Origin of the sequence: Rhodoferax ferrireducens (assembly GCF_031458075.1) — a bacterium.
In the GTDB taxonomy this organism is placed as follows: Bacteria; Pseudomonadota; Gammaproteobacteria; order Burkholderiales; family Burkholderiaceae_C; genus Rhodoferax_B; species Rhodoferax_B ferrireducens_A.
Genome location: NZ_JAVDXT010000007.1, coordinates 72,443 through 86,504 on the forward strand (window position 1 = coordinate 72,443; position 14,062 = coordinate 86,504).

Below are 14,062 nucleotides of genomic sequence, written 5' to 3' on the forward strand. Positions count from 1 at the left end.
TATGGACTTCGACTTCCTCCTCGACACCCTGGGCAAGCTGCTGGCCGCCGTGCCCACCACCCTGGGTCTGTTCTTCCTGTCCATGCTGTGTGGCGGCCTGCTGTCGCTGCTCATCGTGGCGATGCGCGTCAGCCCGTATCCGGCGTTCAGCTGGTTTGCGCGCGGCTATGTGCTGGTGTTCCGCGGCTCGCCGCTGCTGATCCAGCTGTTCCTCATCTACTACGGCCTGGGCCAGTTCGAAATGGTGCGCGAAAGCTTTGCCTGGATCGTGCTGCGCTCGCCCTATTCCTGCGCAGTGCTGGCCCTGGCCCTGTGCACCGCCGGCTATACCGCCGAGATCCTGCGCGGCGGCCTGATCGCCGTGCCGCAAGGCCAGATCGAAGCCGGCCTGGCCACCGGCATGTCGCGCTGGACGCTGCTGCACCGCGTCATCGCGCCGATCGCGCTGCGCCAATGCCTGCCCGCCTACTCCACCGAGCTGGTACTGCTGGTCAAGTCCACCGCGCTGGCCAGCCTGGTGACGGTGTGGGATGTGACCGGTGTGGCCCAGCAGATCATCCAGCGCAGCTACCGCACCATGGAAGTGTTTATCTGCGCCGCCGCCATCTACCTGGTGCTGAACTTCCTGCTGGTGCGCGCCGTGGCCATGCTGGAGCACCGGCTGTCGCCGCATTTACGCAAGCGCCCCACCACCGCTGTGAAACCCCACGCCCAAACCGTTTGACCCGACCATGACCACCACAACCGCGACCCTGGCCGTCACTGGCATCCACAAATCCTTTGGCAGCCACCATGTGCTCAAGGGCATTTCCATGACCGCCCAGAAGGGCGACGTGATCTCCATCCTGGGCGCCAGCGGCTCGGGCAAGAGCACCTTTCTGCGCTGCATCAACCTGCTGGAAACGCCGGACCAGGGCAGCGTCTGCCTGGACGGCGAGACCCTGGAGATGCGCCAACGCAAGGACGGCCGCATGGAGCCGGTGCACCGCAAACAGGTCGAACGCATGCGCTCGCAACTGGCCATGGTGTTCCAGAACTTCAACCTCTGGTCGCACATGACGGTGCTGCAAAACCTGATCGAAGGCCCGATGCGGGTACAGAAACGCCCGCGCACCGAATGCGTGGAAGAGGCCGAGGCCTTGCTGCAGCGCGTCGGCCTGTTTGAACGCCGTGACTACTACCCCGCCCATCTGTCCGGCGGCCAGCAGCAGCGCGTGGCGATTGCCCGGGCGCTGGCCATGCGCCCGCAGGTGATGCTGTTCGACGAACCCACATCCGCCCTGGACCCCGAGCTGGTCGGCGAGGTGCTGAAGGTGATGCGCTCCCTGGCCGAAGAGGGCCGTACCATGCTGGTGGTAACGCACGAAATGGGTTTTGCCCGCAACGTGTCGAACCGTGTGGTCTTCATGCACCAGGGCCTGGTCGATGTAGAAGGCGCGCCGGCCGATGTGTTTGGCGCCCACAGTTCCGAACGCTTCCGCCAGTTCAACTCTGGCCACCAGGAAAGGGCTGCTGCGTGAAAGACACTCACCCCCAGGCTACAGCGCAAGCGCTTTCCGCCCACCCCCTTGCAGGGGGCAACAGCAGCAGCCTGGCAAAGCCAGTTCTGCGCTGTTCACCGGAAGAGATGGCCGCCACCACCGTTTTGCTGGGTGATGCCCCCTTGGGCTGGCGCGAGCTGGTCGCCGTGGCCCGCGACGGCGCGCCGCTGGCTTTGTCGGACGCCACCTGGGCCCGCATCGCCAACGCCCGCGCCATCGTGGACCGCATCGTGGCCAGCGGCGAGCGCGCCTACGGCATCAGCACCGGCCTGGGCGCTTTGAGCAATGTGCTGCTGCACGGCGAGCAACTGGCCCAGTTGTCGCGCAACACCTTGCTCAGCCATGCGGTCGGCGTAGGCCCGCTGCTGACGGTGGCGCAGACCCGCGCCATCCTAGTGGCAGCGCTGGCCAATTTCTCGCAGGGCTATTCGGGCCTGCAGCCCAAGGTGGTCGAAGGCCTGCTGGCGTTGCTGAACTTTGGGATCACACCCTGCGTGCCGTCCCAGGGCTCCGTCGGCTACCTCACGCACATGGCGCACATCAGCGTGGCCCTACTGGGCGTGGGCGAGGTGCAGTTCCAGGGCCGCACCCAGCCGGCTGCCGAGGCGCTGCAAACCATACGCCTGCAGCCGCTGGTGCTGGGCGCCAAAGACGGTTTGAGCCTGGTCAACGGCACGCCTTGCATGACCGGCCTGGCCGCGCTGGCGCTGGCCGATGTGGAGCGCCTGGCCGACTGGGCCGACGTGGTCGGTGCCATGAGCTTCGAAGCCCTGCGCGGGCAGATAGCCGCCTTCGACGCCGAGATCATCGCCCTCAAACCGCATCCCGGCATGCAGCAGGTGGGCCGCAATCTGCGCAGCCTGCTCGAAGGCAGCGAAGTCATTGCCAGCAGCCGTGGCATCCGCACGCAAGATGCCCTCAGCATCCGCTCCATACCGCAGATCCACGGTGCCTGCCGCGACCAGATCGCCCACGCGGCAAAGCATATTGAAATCGAGCTGAATTCCGCCACCGATAACCCGCTGCTGCTGGGCACACCGGATGCCTACCGCGTGGTCTCACAGGCCAATCCGCACGGCGAATCGGTGGCCATGGCCGCCGACCTGCTGCGCATTGCGGTGGCCGAACTCGGCGGCGTGGCCGAGCGCCGCATCGACCGGCTGGTGAACCCGCTGGTCAGCGGCCTGCCGGCGTTTCTGGTGGCCGAGCCGGGGGTGAATTCCGGCCTGATGATCACCCAGTACACCGCCGCCTCCCTGGCCGGCGAAAACCGCCGCCTGGCGCAGCCCGTGGTGGTGGACAACTTCATCACCTCGGGCAACCAGGAAGACCACCTGAGCCTGGGCACCAGCGCCGCGCTGGACCTGCACAAGTCCACCGAGAACCTGACGCAGATCCTGGCCATCGAATACCTGCTGGCCGCGCAGGCCTTCGAGTTCCTGAAGGACCAACGCTTCGGCCAGGGCACCGGCCAGGCCTGGCGCAAGCTGCGCGAGCAGGTTCCGGCCTTCGATGCCGACCGCTTTCTGGCACCCGACATTGCCAAGGCCGCTGCTGTGCTGCGCCAACCCTCTGGACTGCTGCCATGATCCACAGCTTCGACACCGCCGCCCTGCCCGCCACGCCGTGGAAGAACGGCGGTGGCACCACGCGTGAAATCGTCTGCCAGCCCGCCGGTGCCAGCATGGACAGCTTCGACTGGCGCGTCAGCATCGCCCGCATCGCCCAGGCCGGGCCGTTCTCGGCCTTCCCCGGTGTCGATAGGGTGATCATGCTGCTGGATGGCGACGGCGTACGCCTGCACGCACCCGGCATAGACCACGCGCTGGACACGCCCGGCCAGCCCTTCGCATTCTCTGGCGATGTGGCGCTGGACTGCGATCTGCTGGGCGGCGCGTCCACCGATTTCAATGTGATGACACGGCGCAACCGCTTGCGCGCCGAGGTGCAGGTGCTCAACGCCGCCCGGCAAATTCCAGCATCCACCCAGGGCCTGCTACTGGTGCTGCGCGGCGCCTGGCATCTGCAGTGCGGCGCACACGATTTCCGCTGCGCCAGCGGCAACGGCCTGTGGTGGGATGCGTCGACCAACTGGCAGGGCACGCCGCTGGAGGCCCATGCGCAGCTGGTCTGGGTCGGCCTGCATGATTTATAAAAAATAGGCCGCTAGCGCAATAAATACCTACGCAAGCAGCTACACATTCAATAGCAAACAGAATATGACCACGCCCCAACACCCCAGCGCTGACGGACTCTGGCATAACCTGCGGCTGGCCGATGGCGGCATGGCCAACGCCCTGGCTGTGCAGCACGGCCAGATAGCCTGGATGGGCGAATTGGCAGCCCTGCCCGCAGCCTTCGCCGACCTGCCACGCATCGACACCCGCGGCGCACTGGCCACGCCCGGCCTGGTCGATTGCCACACGCACCTGGTCTACGGCGGCCAGCGCGCGAACGAGTTTGCCATGCGCCTGGCCGGCGCCAGCTACGAAGAGGTGGCGAAAGCCGGCGGCGGCATCGTCTCGTCGGTCAAAGCCACGCGCGCCGCCAGCGAAGATGATTTGTACGCACAAACCGCACCACGGCTGCAGCAGCTGCTGGACGACGGGGTCTGCGCGATCGAGATCAAATCCGGCTACGGCCTGAGTCTGGAGCACGAACGCAAGCAGCTGCGCGTGGCCCGGCGGCTGGGTGCGGACTATGGCGTGACGGTGCGCACCACCTTCCTCGGCGCGCATGCGCTGCCGCCGGAATATGCCGACCGCAGCCAGGACTACATCGATCTGGTGTGCCACGAGATGCTGCCCGCGTTGCATGCCGAAGGCCTGGTGGATGCTGTCGATGTGTTCTGCGAGCGCATCGCGTTTTCGCTGGCCGAGACCGAGCAGGTATTCAAGGCGGCACAGTCCCTGGGCTTGCCGGTGAAGCTGCATGCCGAGCAGCTGTCCGACATGGGTGGCTCGGCGCTGGCGGCACGCTATGGCGCTTTGTCTTGCGACCACATCGAGCATTTGTCGCAGGCCGGTATCGATGCGATGCGTGCTGCCGGTACGGTGGCGGTGCTGCTGCCCGGCGCCTACTACACGCTACGCGATACGCACCTGCCGCCGATTGCCGCCCTGCGCGCCGCGGGTGTGCCGATGGCAGTCTCCACCGACCACAACCCGGGCACCTCGCCGGCGCTGAGCTTGCTGTTGATGGCCAACATGGCCTGCACGCTGTTCCGGTTGACGGTGCCGGAGGCACTGGCGGGAATAACCTCCCACGCCGCCCGTGCGCTGGGTTTGCAGGATACGCACGGCACGTTGGCCGTGGGGCGGCCGGCGAACTTTGTGCTGTGGGATTTGCGGGAACCGGCGGAGCTGGTGTACTGGTTGGGGCAGCAGCCTGGGCGCACTATTGTTCGGCAGGGTTTTGTTGCTTTAGACAGGTTGGGGCTGCTGTGAGTTTGTGGGATGTTGATTGGCATCCCCGGCCGGGTAGTGCGCCCGGCAGCGCAGTAACTTTCTTTTGCGTGGCCAAAAGAAAGTCACCAAAGAAAAGGCCAGCCGAAGTCGTCGTCCCTGCGCTGCGCTACGGGCACACTGCGTTGCTCGGTCTGAGCGGGGTCTGGCTAAACTCGCTGCGCTCAAACAACGCCAGCCCTGATCCGCTCAGCCCTGCGCTACTCGTCGACGCCACACGGCGTGGACACGGGAGCGGACATCCGGCCCGGCAAAGCCGGGCTTGCGCCCTAGGCGCATGTGGCGCGTTGCGCCACCGATCCCGATTCGCGGGGTCCCCCTCTGTATGCGCCGAGGAGCGCAGCTTCAAGTGGATCAGGGCCCGCGATTGTCTGAGCCGCAGGCGAGTTCGAGCGGGACCCCACTTGAAGCGAGCACCGCAGGTTCCCGTAGCGCCAGCGAAGGGCGCAGACAGTGGGGGTGGCCTTTCTTTTGGTTACTTTTCTTTGGCCACACAAAGAAAAGTGACTGCGCCGCCGGGCGCACATCCCGGCCGACGATGCACATAGACAAGCCCAAGCCATGACAAACCAAATCTTCGCCAAAGACGCCCTCCTCCCCACCGGCTGGGCCAACAACGTCCTGCTCCAATGGAACAGCCTGGGCGAGCTCACCACCGTCACCCCCAACACTGAACCCAACGGCGCACCAACGACAGCAGGGCCAATAACCCCAGGCCTCCCCAACCTGCACAGCCACGCCTTCCAGCGCGCGATGGCCGGCCTCACCGAATTCCGCGGCGCCGCGCAGGACAGCTTCTGGAGCTGGCGCAACCTGATGTACCAGTTCGCCGCCCGCCTCTCACCCGAACAGGTCGAGGCCATCGCCACCTGGCTGTACATCGAAATGCTGGAAGCCGGCTACACCTCGGTGTGCGAATTCCACTACCTGCACCACAGCGCCGACGGCACACCGTATGCCGACGACGCCGAGCTGTCCAAGGCCCTGCTGCGCGCGGCAAAAACCGCCGGCATCGCCATCACCCTGTTACCCGTGCTGTACCAGACCAGCGGCTTCGGCGGCACGCCGCCCAACGAAGGGCAACGCAGATTCATCCGCTCCACCGACTCGATGCTGCGCCTGCTGGAAACGCTCAAACCCCTGTGCGACGCGCAAGGTGCGCGCCTGGGCATGGCGCCACATTCGCTGCGCGCCGTGCCGCCCGACAGCCTGCGTGAAGCCGTGGCCGGCCTGCATGCGATAGACGCCAGCGCGCCGGTGCACATCCACATCGCCGAGCAGACCGCCGAGGTCGATGCCTGCCTGGCCTGGAGCGGCCAGCGCCCGGTCGCCTGGCTGCTGGACCACGCGCCGGTGGATGCGCGCTGGTGCCTTGTCCACGCCACCCACATGAGCGAATCCGAATACCAGCGCGCCGCCGCCAGTGGCGCAGTCGCCGGCATCTGCCCGAGCACCGAGGCCAACCTGGGCGACGGCCTGTTCGACATGCCGCGCTGGCTGGGCCACGGCGGCGCCTGGGGCCTGGGCTCGGACAGCCATGCCTGCGTGAATGCGGCCGAAGAACTGCTGCTGCTCGAATACGGCCAGCGCCTGCAGTTCCGCCAGCGCAATGTGCTGGCCAGCGCGCAGCAGCCCCAGGTCGCTACGGCCACCTTGCTCCAGGCTGTGGCCGGCGGCGCGCAAGCCTCGGGCCGCAACGCACAAGGCCTGGCCGTGGGCCAGCGCGCCGACTTCTGCGTACTGGATGCGCAGCACCTGGCATTGCGTGGCTTGGCAGCACCCGCCATGTTCTCGGCCCATGTGTTCGGCAGCCACCGTACTTCGGCATTGGACGCCGTCTGGGTCGCCGGCCAACAGCGCACCGGCAGCGGCAGCCAGCACCCGCTGCGGGCGCAAGCCCAGGCGGCGTTCATCGCCGCGCGCTCGGCACTGGTATGAAACCCGGGTCGCCGAGCCGCAGATCGGGCCTAGACCGGGCTCAACAGCCGGTAGTCGCGCACCACGCTACGGTTGCGCCCCTGGTTCTTGGCCTCGTACAAGGCCAGGTCGGCCTGGTGCAGCAGGCTGTCCAGGCTGTGCTGCCCCGGATGGATGACCAAAGCCCCCAGGCTGATGGTGCAGGCCACGTGCTGTGGGGGGTGCGCCATGGGCGTGGCGGCCACCACGGCAGGCAGGCGCTCGGCCACGGCATGGCCGTCCAGGGCACCGTGCAGCATGATGGCGAACTCGTCGCCACCCATGCGCGCCAGCATGTCCTCGGCCCGCAGCAGATGGCCGACCAGGCTGCTGATATGGCACAGCACCGCGTCACCCGCCGCGTGGCCGTGCAGGTCGTTGATCTGCTTGAAATGGTCCAGGTCGAACAGCATCACGGTGACCGGTTCCTGCGCAGCCAAGGCATCGCGCATGCGACGCTCGGCCTGCTCGATGAAGCTGCGCCGGTTCAGGATTCCGGTCAGGCTGTCGGTCTCGGCCAGGGTACGCAAACGGCGCTCCATGCGCTTGCGCTCGGTGATGTCAAAAATGGCGCCGGCCTGCCCTGCGGGTGCACCGTCCACGCCGTGGAACACGGCTTTGTAAAACGTCACCTCGCGCAGGCTGCCGTCGGCCCAGCGCACCTGGGTGTCGTAGATTTGCCGGGTGCCGGATGCCAGCAGGCGCTGGTCGGCATCGGCATATATGGCCGCCAACTCGGGTGGCGCCACGTCGTAGACCGTCTTGCCAATGATCTGTTCGCGCGACAGCCCCAAAAAGTCCACAAAGGACTGGTTGGCCTCGGTATAGACGCCGTCGGCGTTCTTGATGAAGATGGGCGCCGGCAGGTTGTCCAGGCTGGCCCGCAAGGCCTTTTGCTCCGCACGGTCGCGGCGCAGCTGCGCGGCCTGCCCATGGGGCGAGCGCAAGCGCTGCAACAAGACCTGGATGTCCTGGACCAGATCTGCGCCCTGGGCGGCGTCGAATACCTCCACCGCGCCCTGTTCCCAGGCCAGCGAGGCGTTGCCATCTCGCATGCCGGGCTCAGGCAGCCAAAGTGCCCAAGGCAGGTTTTCCAGCCAGCCCGCGCCCCGCAGCGCGTCCACACAGGCACGCCAGGCGTCCAACTCCGCACCGTCTACCAGCCAGCAATGGCCCAGCTCCGGGACACGCATCCACTCCTGCAAGGCCGGGCCGGCCGACGCGGGTGGCAGAAGCAGGCTGTGGCGCGAATGCACCCATGCCTGCAAAGCCGCAGGAACGGGGGCATCGCTGAGCAGGAAGAACGGTGTGGGGTCTTGGGACATGGGAGCCAGCACGCGAACCTGCTGAAAAATGTAGCGCCGTGGAGAAGCCCATCATTGTCGCGCGCGACTGCGACCGCCATGCCTCGAATTTACCCGCTGATGCGCCCGTCTCTTTTGTGCAAGAACAATGCCCCGCGCAGTACCACACAGCGCATCCCATGCCGCCCTGCGTGCCCAACCGTCACACCGTCCAAGGAACCTCCATGCAAGCCTTCCATTTCCACCCAGGCAGCCAGCCGCTGCTGATCTCCATGCCCCACGTCGGCACCTATGTGCCGCCCGCCCTGGCTGCGCGCCTGACCGAGAGCGCCCAGCAGGTGCCCGACACCGACTGGCACCTGGAGCGCCTGTACGGCTTTGCCAAAGCACTCGGCGCCTCGCTGCTGATAGCCACCCATTCGCGCTATGTGATCGACCTGAACCGGGACCCCTCGGGCGCCAGCCTGTACCCGGGCCAGAGCGTCACCGGACTCTGTCCGGTGGACGACTTCGACGATCTGCCGCTGTACCGCGACCCGCAGGATGTACCCGGTGAAGCCGAGATCGCCGAGCGCCGCGACAGCATTTGGCAGCCCTACCACCAGCAGCTGCAAGCCGAGCTGGCGCGGCTGAAATCCGTGCATGGCAAAGCCGTGCTGTGGGATGCGCATTCGATCCGCTCGGTGCTGCCGCGCTTCTTCGAAGGCAAGCTGCCGGACCTGAACCTGGGCAGCGGCAACGGCACCAGTTGCGACCCGGCGATGGCGGCCCAGCTGCTGGCCATCGCCGAGTCCGCGCCCGGCCACACCGCGGTGCTGAACGGGCGCTTCAAGGGCGGCTACATCACCCGCCAGTACGGCCAGCCTGCGCAGAACATCCATGCGATCCAGCTGGAGATGACGCAGTGCAGCTATATGCAGGAAGCCCTGCCCTTCGACTACCTGCCGGCGGTGGCGGCCCGCATCCAGCCGCATCTGCAGCGCATGGTGGAAGCGGCACTGGCGTTTGCGCAACAAGGCAGCCACTGAAGGCCCGGATTAAGGCCCGGATTTCACCCTCAAATTTAAGGAAAAACCGGCCCTGGCGCAGATAGCAGCAGCGCAACATGCTATTTAATATGTAGCAATATCATTCTTGCCGCAACGCCTGCCCATGCCCACCATCTGCCCCAAATGCCGCGCTGTGCGGCCTGCCGACACTGCCGCGCCGGATTGGCAATGCCCGTCCTGCGGTGTGGCCTATGCCAAGGTTGGCGCTGGTGCCAGCGCGCAGCCGCTGGCCAGCAACCGCCACATCCCGCCGCGGTCTGCGGGCATGCCCTGGGGCAAGCTGTTGTTGCTGATCGCCGTGCTGTACGGTGCCTGGGTCGGCTTCAGTGGCGCTGGTCCCAAGAACCTGGCTGAGGCCGGCCAGAACCTGAGCCGCAGCGGCCACTTTGGGGCCCAGGCCAGCGCCGAGCAACTGGCCCAACTGGCGGCCCGCAGCCAGGCCAGCGATGTGCTGATGTACAGCGCCGCCTGGTGCAGCAACTGCGCCGCGGCCAAGAGCTGGATGGCGCAGTACGGCTTCCAGTTCCAGGAGTGCGCCGTGGATACCAACAGCGCCTGCGCCAGCCAGCTGAAAAGCCTGGACCCGGCGGGCGGCGTGCCCTACCTGATCGTCAAAGGCCACCACATGAAGGACGGCTTTGACTCGGACGAGTTCCTGGAGGCACTCACGCCCTAGGCACCGCCAGCGTCAAATGTGCTGGGCGTGCAAGAAGGCAGCCACATGCCCAGACGGCAGATGCCGCAGCTAGATATTCGCCCAGGCGCTGACCACCTGGTTCCGCCCCAAGCCCTTGGCCTTGTAGAGAAAATCGTCCGCCGCGGAAATCAGCTGCGAGGCCTTCATGGACGACACCAATTCGGACACCCCGCTGCTGATGCTGACGCAAGACCCGGCCGAAGAATAGGCATGCGATATCTCCAGGCGGCTGACCTCGGCCCGGACCTCTTCCGCCACCTGCGCCGCAGCGCGCAAATCCGTGTCGGGGAGGATGAAGGCGAACTCTTCGCCGCCGTAGCGCGCCACCATATCGGCCGGGCGCCGTGAGCAGGACTGGAGCACGCGGGCGATGCGCTTCAGGCAGGCGTCGCCCTCCTGGTGCCCATAGTGGTCGTTGAAGCTCTTGAAATGGTCGATGTCGCACAGGATCAGCGCCAGGGGTCGGTGGAAGCGGTTCGCAATCGCAATCTGTTCGGCCAGGTATTCGTCAAAAAACCGCCGGTTGGCCAGGCCCGTCAGGCTGTCGTGCCGTGCCAGATTGGCCAACACGGTATTGGCCGCGCTGAGCTTGACCGACAGCTGGAACAACCGCTTGTACTGCTTGAGATCCTCCACCAGCAACACCACCAGCAAAAAGCTCGCGGCCAGCAAGCCATAGATGCGGCCCACATACCAGCCCAGGTCGTAGCGGCCGCTATTCAACAGTGCCGCCAGTGCAATATCGAACAACCACACGCACATGACGACCTGCAGCCAGATATCGAGCACGGTATGCGGCCGCTTCTTCCACACTCCCACCAGGCCGGCCAGGCTGAGCAGCCAGACACCGAACAGGAACATGCGCCCGGTGCTGGTGGTGCGGTGCCCGATCAGAAAAATCGGAATCCAGGCCTGCCCCCAGGTGGCGAAGATCCCAAAACCCACCACCACGCTGAGCACCACGACCGCAGCGCTGGCAATGGCGATCCGCGGCGACGCCAGGATCCGCAGCGGTAGCTTGCGGGGCTTGGTCGTTTTGTCCTTCAGCAACGTGTAGCCAATGACCGCCAGCGGAAAGCCGCTGTGCCAGAACATGTACATCGCCGAAGATGTCTGCGGGCCGGAGCCGAACAGCCCGGTGGGGGAAAACAGCCCCGGAAAAATCAGCAGATAGACCAAGGTAGCGGATGCGGTGAACAGGTAACCACTGGCCAGCACCAGCAGCGCCGGCGTTTGCAGCACGCTGAACTGGCCAAACAGCAGCACGGCGGTGATCAGGTCGCAGATCACCAGGGCCGAGACATACATGGGGATAAAGGCAAACGCCTGTGCCAGCGGCGTTGTGGCAAAAGGCACGGCCGCGAAAAACACTACCAGCGACACCAGAACGCATATGGCCGCCTGCCGGACCTCCCGGTACCCGGCGGGTTCCGTTGAAAGCAAGCCGGTGGGCGGCTTGGCTGGGTCACAGTCTGTTGACATGGTATTTGCGGCGGATATTTTGTATACCTTCGCTGCCTGTTGATCTTGCGCCCAGTGCCCTGGTTTTACCCTAGGGTCGACCCCAGGCCGGGGCAGCCTTTCGTGTGAATAAATGCCTGTTGGCGGGGTTATTCGCGCGGTGGCTGTCATTGCTATCACTTTGGCGCCAGCCCGGGCCGCAACAGAATCCTGCGCGCCGGCATTGCAAACGCCCAGTCGGCACCCAGCTAGCAGTGCCTGCACCGATTTTTATGGACACCCCCACCGCCACCCTCATTGCCCTGCTGATACTGGCCGCCGTCTGCGCGCTGGGCTGGTGGCTGCCGACCTGGTGGGTCGCGCGGCGCCGGCAGCAGCTGCGCGGGCAGGTGTTTCCGGCGGTCTGGCGCAAGATACTGCGCCGCCGCGTGCCCCTGGTGCGGCGCCTGCCGGTGGACCTGCAGCTGCAGTTGAAGAAACACATGCAGGTGTTCATCGCCGAAAAGGCCTTTCTGGGCTGCGCCGGGCTGCAGATCACCGAGGAAATGCGGGTGGTGGTCGCCGCCCAGGCCTGCCTGCTGCTGCTGAACCGGCCTACCGGCTACTACCGCAATCTGCGGCAGATCCTGGTCTACCCCGGTGCGTTCGCCGTACAGCGCGCCAGCACCGACGGCGCGGGCGTGCAGCAGGAGCAGCGCCACGCGCTGGCCGGCGAATCCTGGTCGCAAGGCCAGGTGATCCTGTCGTGGCAGGACACGCTGGAAGGCGCGGCGGTGGCCGACGACGGCCGCAACGTGGTGATCCACGAGTTCGCCCACCAGCTGGACCAGGAGAACGGCCCGGCCAACGGCGCGCCGCTGCGCCCGCATGGCGCCGACCCGCAGCGCTGGTCGCAGGTGTTCCACGCCGCCTACGCCCGGTTGCAAGCCCAGGCCCATGCGGGCGAGCCCGGCCTGCTGAACCACTACGGCGCGCAAGACCCGGCCGAGTTCTTTGCCGTGGTGTCCGAGGTGTTCTTCGAGCAAGCCGCCGAACTGGCCGAATACGACCCGGCGCTGTACCGCGAACTCCGCGGCTACTACCGGGTCGACCCCGCTGGCTGGTGAGCTAGATTTATAAAAAATGAGGCTCTGGCGCATATTCCACCTGCGCCAGCAGCTCTCACTTAAATAGCAGACTCACCCGTCCAGCCCCCACCCAGCACCTTGTACAGCGTGACCGCGTTGGACACGCGCGACAAGCGGGTGGCTATCAGCGTCTGCTGCGCGCTGTACAGCGAACGCTGCGCGTCCAGCACGCTAAGGTAGCTGTCCACGCCCTTCTGGAAGCGCGCGTCCGACAGCTGGAACGACTCGGCCGTGGCACCGACTAGCGACTGCTGGGCTTCCAGCTGGGCGCCCAGGGTGTCGCGCTGGGCCAGCGCATCGGCCACCTCGCGGAAGGCGGTCTGGATGGTCTTCTCGTAGGTTGCCACGTTGATATCGCGGCCGATGGTGGCGTAGTCCAGGTTCGCCTGGTTGCTGCCACCGTCGAACAGCGGAAGGCTGATCTGCGGCACAAAGCTCCAGCTGCCCGAGCCGGCCTGGAACAGGCCCGACAACTCGTTGCTGCCCGCCCCCAGCGAGGCGGTCAGGCTGATGCGCGGATAGAAAGCCGCGCGCATGGCGCCGATGTTGAAGTTGGCGGCCTTCAGCTGGTGCTCGGCCTGCAGGATGTCGGGGCGGCGCTGCAGCAGGTCCGACGGCAGGCCGGCGGGCAGGTTCTCCAGCGGGCCCAGGCTGTCGCTCAGGCTGGTGGGCGCCAGCGCGGCCGGTACCGGCGCGCCAACCAGCAAGGCCAGCGCGTTCTGGTCCAGCGCCACCTGGCCGGTGTAGCGGGCCACGTCGACCCGCGCCGTGTCCACGCTGGTCTGTTGTTGGCGCAGGGTCAGGGCCGAGGCATTGCCCAGCTGGTAGCTGCGCTGCGTCAGCGCGTAGGAGTCGCTCTGGCTGCGCAGGGTTTGCTGCGCCAGGGCCAGGCGCTCGGCATCGGCGGCCCAAGTCAGGTAGGCGCTGGCCACCTCGGCGACCAGGCTGATCTGGGTGCTGCGGCGGGCTTCGGCGGTGGCCAGAAAGGTCTCCAGCGCCTGCGCGTTCAGGCTGCGCACACGGCCGAACAGGTCCAGCTCGTAGGCGCTGAAACCGATGGTGGCGCTGTACTGGTGGCCCACCACGGCTTGCCCGGTGCTTGACAGGCTGGCCGGCGTGCGGCCGGCGGTGTTGCTGCCGCTGGCGTTGACCGTGGGCCAGGTGCTGGCGTCCTGGATGCGGTACTGGGCGCGCGCCTGCTCGATGTTGAGCACGGCGATGCGCAGGTCGCGGTTGTTCGCCAGCGCCTGGGCTATCAGGCTTTGCAGCCGCGCGTCGGCGAAGAAGCTGCGCCAATCGATGTCGGCCGCAGCCGGGCCGGCTGGCGCCGTGTTGCTGGTGGCAAAGCTGGCGGGCACGGGCGCCGCCGGGCGCTGGTAGTCGGGCGCCAGGCTGCTGCAGCCGGCCAGCGCCAGCGCCAGGGCCAGGGCCAAGGCCAGGGCGGTGAAGTTGCGTTTTTTCAT

The 14,062-nt window shown here is 66.4% G+C and carries 12 protein-coding genes; 9 read left to right on the top strand and 3 right to left on the bottom strand.

What is annotated here, in order from left to right; genetic code table 11:
• Position 1 precedes the first annotated feature (1 nt).
• From J2X19_RS24575 to J2X19_RS24600, 6 genes are all read left to right on the top strand, one after another.
• Positions 2-724 (top strand): ABC transporter permease, encoded by a 723-nt coding sequence (locus J2X19_RS24575; RefSeq protein WP_310377106.1) that lies wholly within the window; start codon positions 2-4, stop codon positions 722-724.
• 7 nt (positions 725-731) lie between these two features.
• Entirely contained in the window at positions 732-1,520 is a 789-nt protein-coding gene (locus J2X19_RS24580) for an ABC transporter ATP-binding protein (RefSeq protein WP_310377107.1), read from the top strand.
• Positions 1,521-1,627: 107 nt separating this feature from the next.
• Positions 1,628-3,130, top strand: a complete 1,503-nt coding sequence (locus J2X19_RS24585; protein WP_310377108.1) for an HAL/PAL/TAL family ammonia-lyase — start codon at positions 1,628-1,630, stop codon at positions 3,128-3,130.
• On the top strand, positions 3,127-3,696 hold the full coding sequence (locus J2X19_RS24590) for a HutD/Ves family protein (protein ID WP_310377109.1): 570 nt from the start codon (positions 3,127-3,129) through the stop codon (positions 3,694-3,696). Before J2X19_RS24585 ends, J2X19_RS24590 begins: the two co-directional genes overlap by 4 nt.
• Before the next feature lie 64 nt (positions 3,697-3,760).
• Entirely contained in the window at positions 3,761-4,987 is a 1,227-nt protein-coding gene (gene hutI, locus J2X19_RS24595) for an imidazolonepropionase (protein WP_310377110.1), read from the top strand.
• A gap of 579 nt (positions 4,988-5,566) precedes the next feature.
• Positions 5,567-6,943 carry a formimidoylglutamate deiminase gene (locus tag J2X19_RS24600; RefSeq protein ID WP_310377111.1) on the top strand — a complete coding sequence of 459 codons (1,377 nt, stop codon included), beginning with the start codon at positions 5,567-5,569 and terminating at the stop codon, positions 6,941-6,943.
• Between the two features lie 29 nt (positions 6,944-6,972).
• Here the strand turns inward: J2X19_RS24600 and J2X19_RS24605 are convergent, their stop codons facing one another.
• Positions 6,973-8,286: a GGDEF domain-containing protein gene (locus tag J2X19_RS24605; RefSeq protein ID WP_310377112.1), complete on the bottom strand. Its 1,314-nt coding sequence runs from the start codon at positions 8,284-8,286 to the stop codon at positions 6,973-6,975.
• A 203-nt stretch (positions 8,287-8,489) separates the two neighbouring features.
• Here J2X19_RS24605 and hutG point away from each other — a divergent pair, with 203 nt between their 5' ends.
• Both hutG and J2X19_RS24615 read left to right on the top strand, forming a co-directional pair.
• Entirely contained in the window at positions 8,490-9,293 is an 804-nt protein-coding gene (gene hutG / locus J2X19_RS24610; protein ID WP_310377113.1) for an N-formylglutamate deformylase, read from the top strand.
• A 124-nt stretch (positions 9,294-9,417) separates the two neighbouring features.
• A complete protein-coding gene (locus J2X19_RS24615) occupies positions 9,418-9,990 on the top strand; it encodes a glutaredoxin family protein (protein WP_310377114.1) in 573 nt (190 codons plus the stop codon).
• Between the two features lie 69 nt (positions 9,991-10,059).
• Here the strand turns inward: J2X19_RS24615 and J2X19_RS24620 are convergent, their stop codons facing one another.
• On the bottom strand, positions 10,060-11,367 hold the full coding sequence (locus J2X19_RS24620; RefSeq protein ID WP_310377115.1) for a GGDEF domain-containing protein: 1,308 nt from the start codon (positions 11,365-11,367) through the stop codon (positions 10,060-10,062).
• Between the two features lie 377 nt (positions 11,368-11,744).
• Here J2X19_RS24620 and J2X19_RS24625 point away from each other — a divergent pair, with 377 nt between their 5' ends.
• A complete protein-coding gene (locus tag J2X19_RS24625) occupies positions 11,745-12,578 on the top strand; it encodes a M90 family metallopeptidase (protein WP_310377116.1) in 834 nt (277 codons plus the stop codon).
• Between the two features lie 59 nt (positions 12,579-12,637).
• Here the strand turns inward: J2X19_RS24625 and adeC are convergent, their stop codons facing one another.
• Entirely contained in the window at positions 12,638-14,062 is a 1,425-nt protein-coding gene (adeC, locus tag J2X19_RS24630) for an AdeC/AdeK/OprM family multidrug efflux complex outer membrane factor (RefSeq protein ID WP_310377117.1), read from the bottom strand.

Coding starts and splice junctions, on each gene's coding strand:
- J2X19_RS24600 (WP_310377111.1), top strand. CDS start 5,567: ATGACAAACCAAATCTTCGCCAAAGACGCCCTCCTCCCCACCGGCTGG.
- hutI (WP_310377110.1), top strand. CDS start 3,761: ATGACCACGCCCCAACACCCCAGCGCTGACGGACTCTGGCATAACCTG.
- J2X19_RS24585 (WP_310377108.1), top strand. CDS start 1,628: ATGGCCGCCACCACCGTTTTGCTGGGTGATGCCCCCTTGGGCTGGCGC.
- J2X19_RS24590 (WP_310377109.1), top strand. CDS start 3,127: ATGATCCACAGCTTCGACACCGCCGCCCTGCCCGCCACGCCGTGGAAG.
- J2X19_RS24625 (WP_310377116.1), top strand. CDS start 11,745: ATGGACACCCCCACCGCCACCCTCATTGCCCTGCTGATACTGGCCGCC.
- J2X19_RS24605 (WP_310377112.1), bottom strand. CDS start 8,286: ATGTCCCAAGACCCCACACCGTTCTTCCTGCTCAGCGATGCCCCCGTT.
- J2X19_RS24580 (WP_310377107.1), top strand. CDS start 732: ATGACCACCACAACCGCGACCCTGGCCGTCACTGGCATCCACAAATCC.
- J2X19_RS24615 (WP_310377114.1), top strand. CDS start 9,418: ATGCCCACCATCTGCCCCAAATGCCGCGCTGTGCGGCCTGCCGACACT.
- J2X19_RS24575 (WP_310377106.1), top strand. CDS start 2: ATGGACTTCGACTTCCTCCTCGACACCCTGGGCAAGCTGCTGGCCGCC.
- hutG (WP_310377113.1), top strand. CDS start 8,490: ATGCAAGCCTTCCATTTCCACCCAGGCAGCCAGCCGCTGCTGATCTCC.
- adeC (WP_310377117.1), bottom strand. CDS start 14,062: ATGAAAAAACGCAACTTCACCGCCCTGGCCTTGGCCCTGGCCCTGGCG.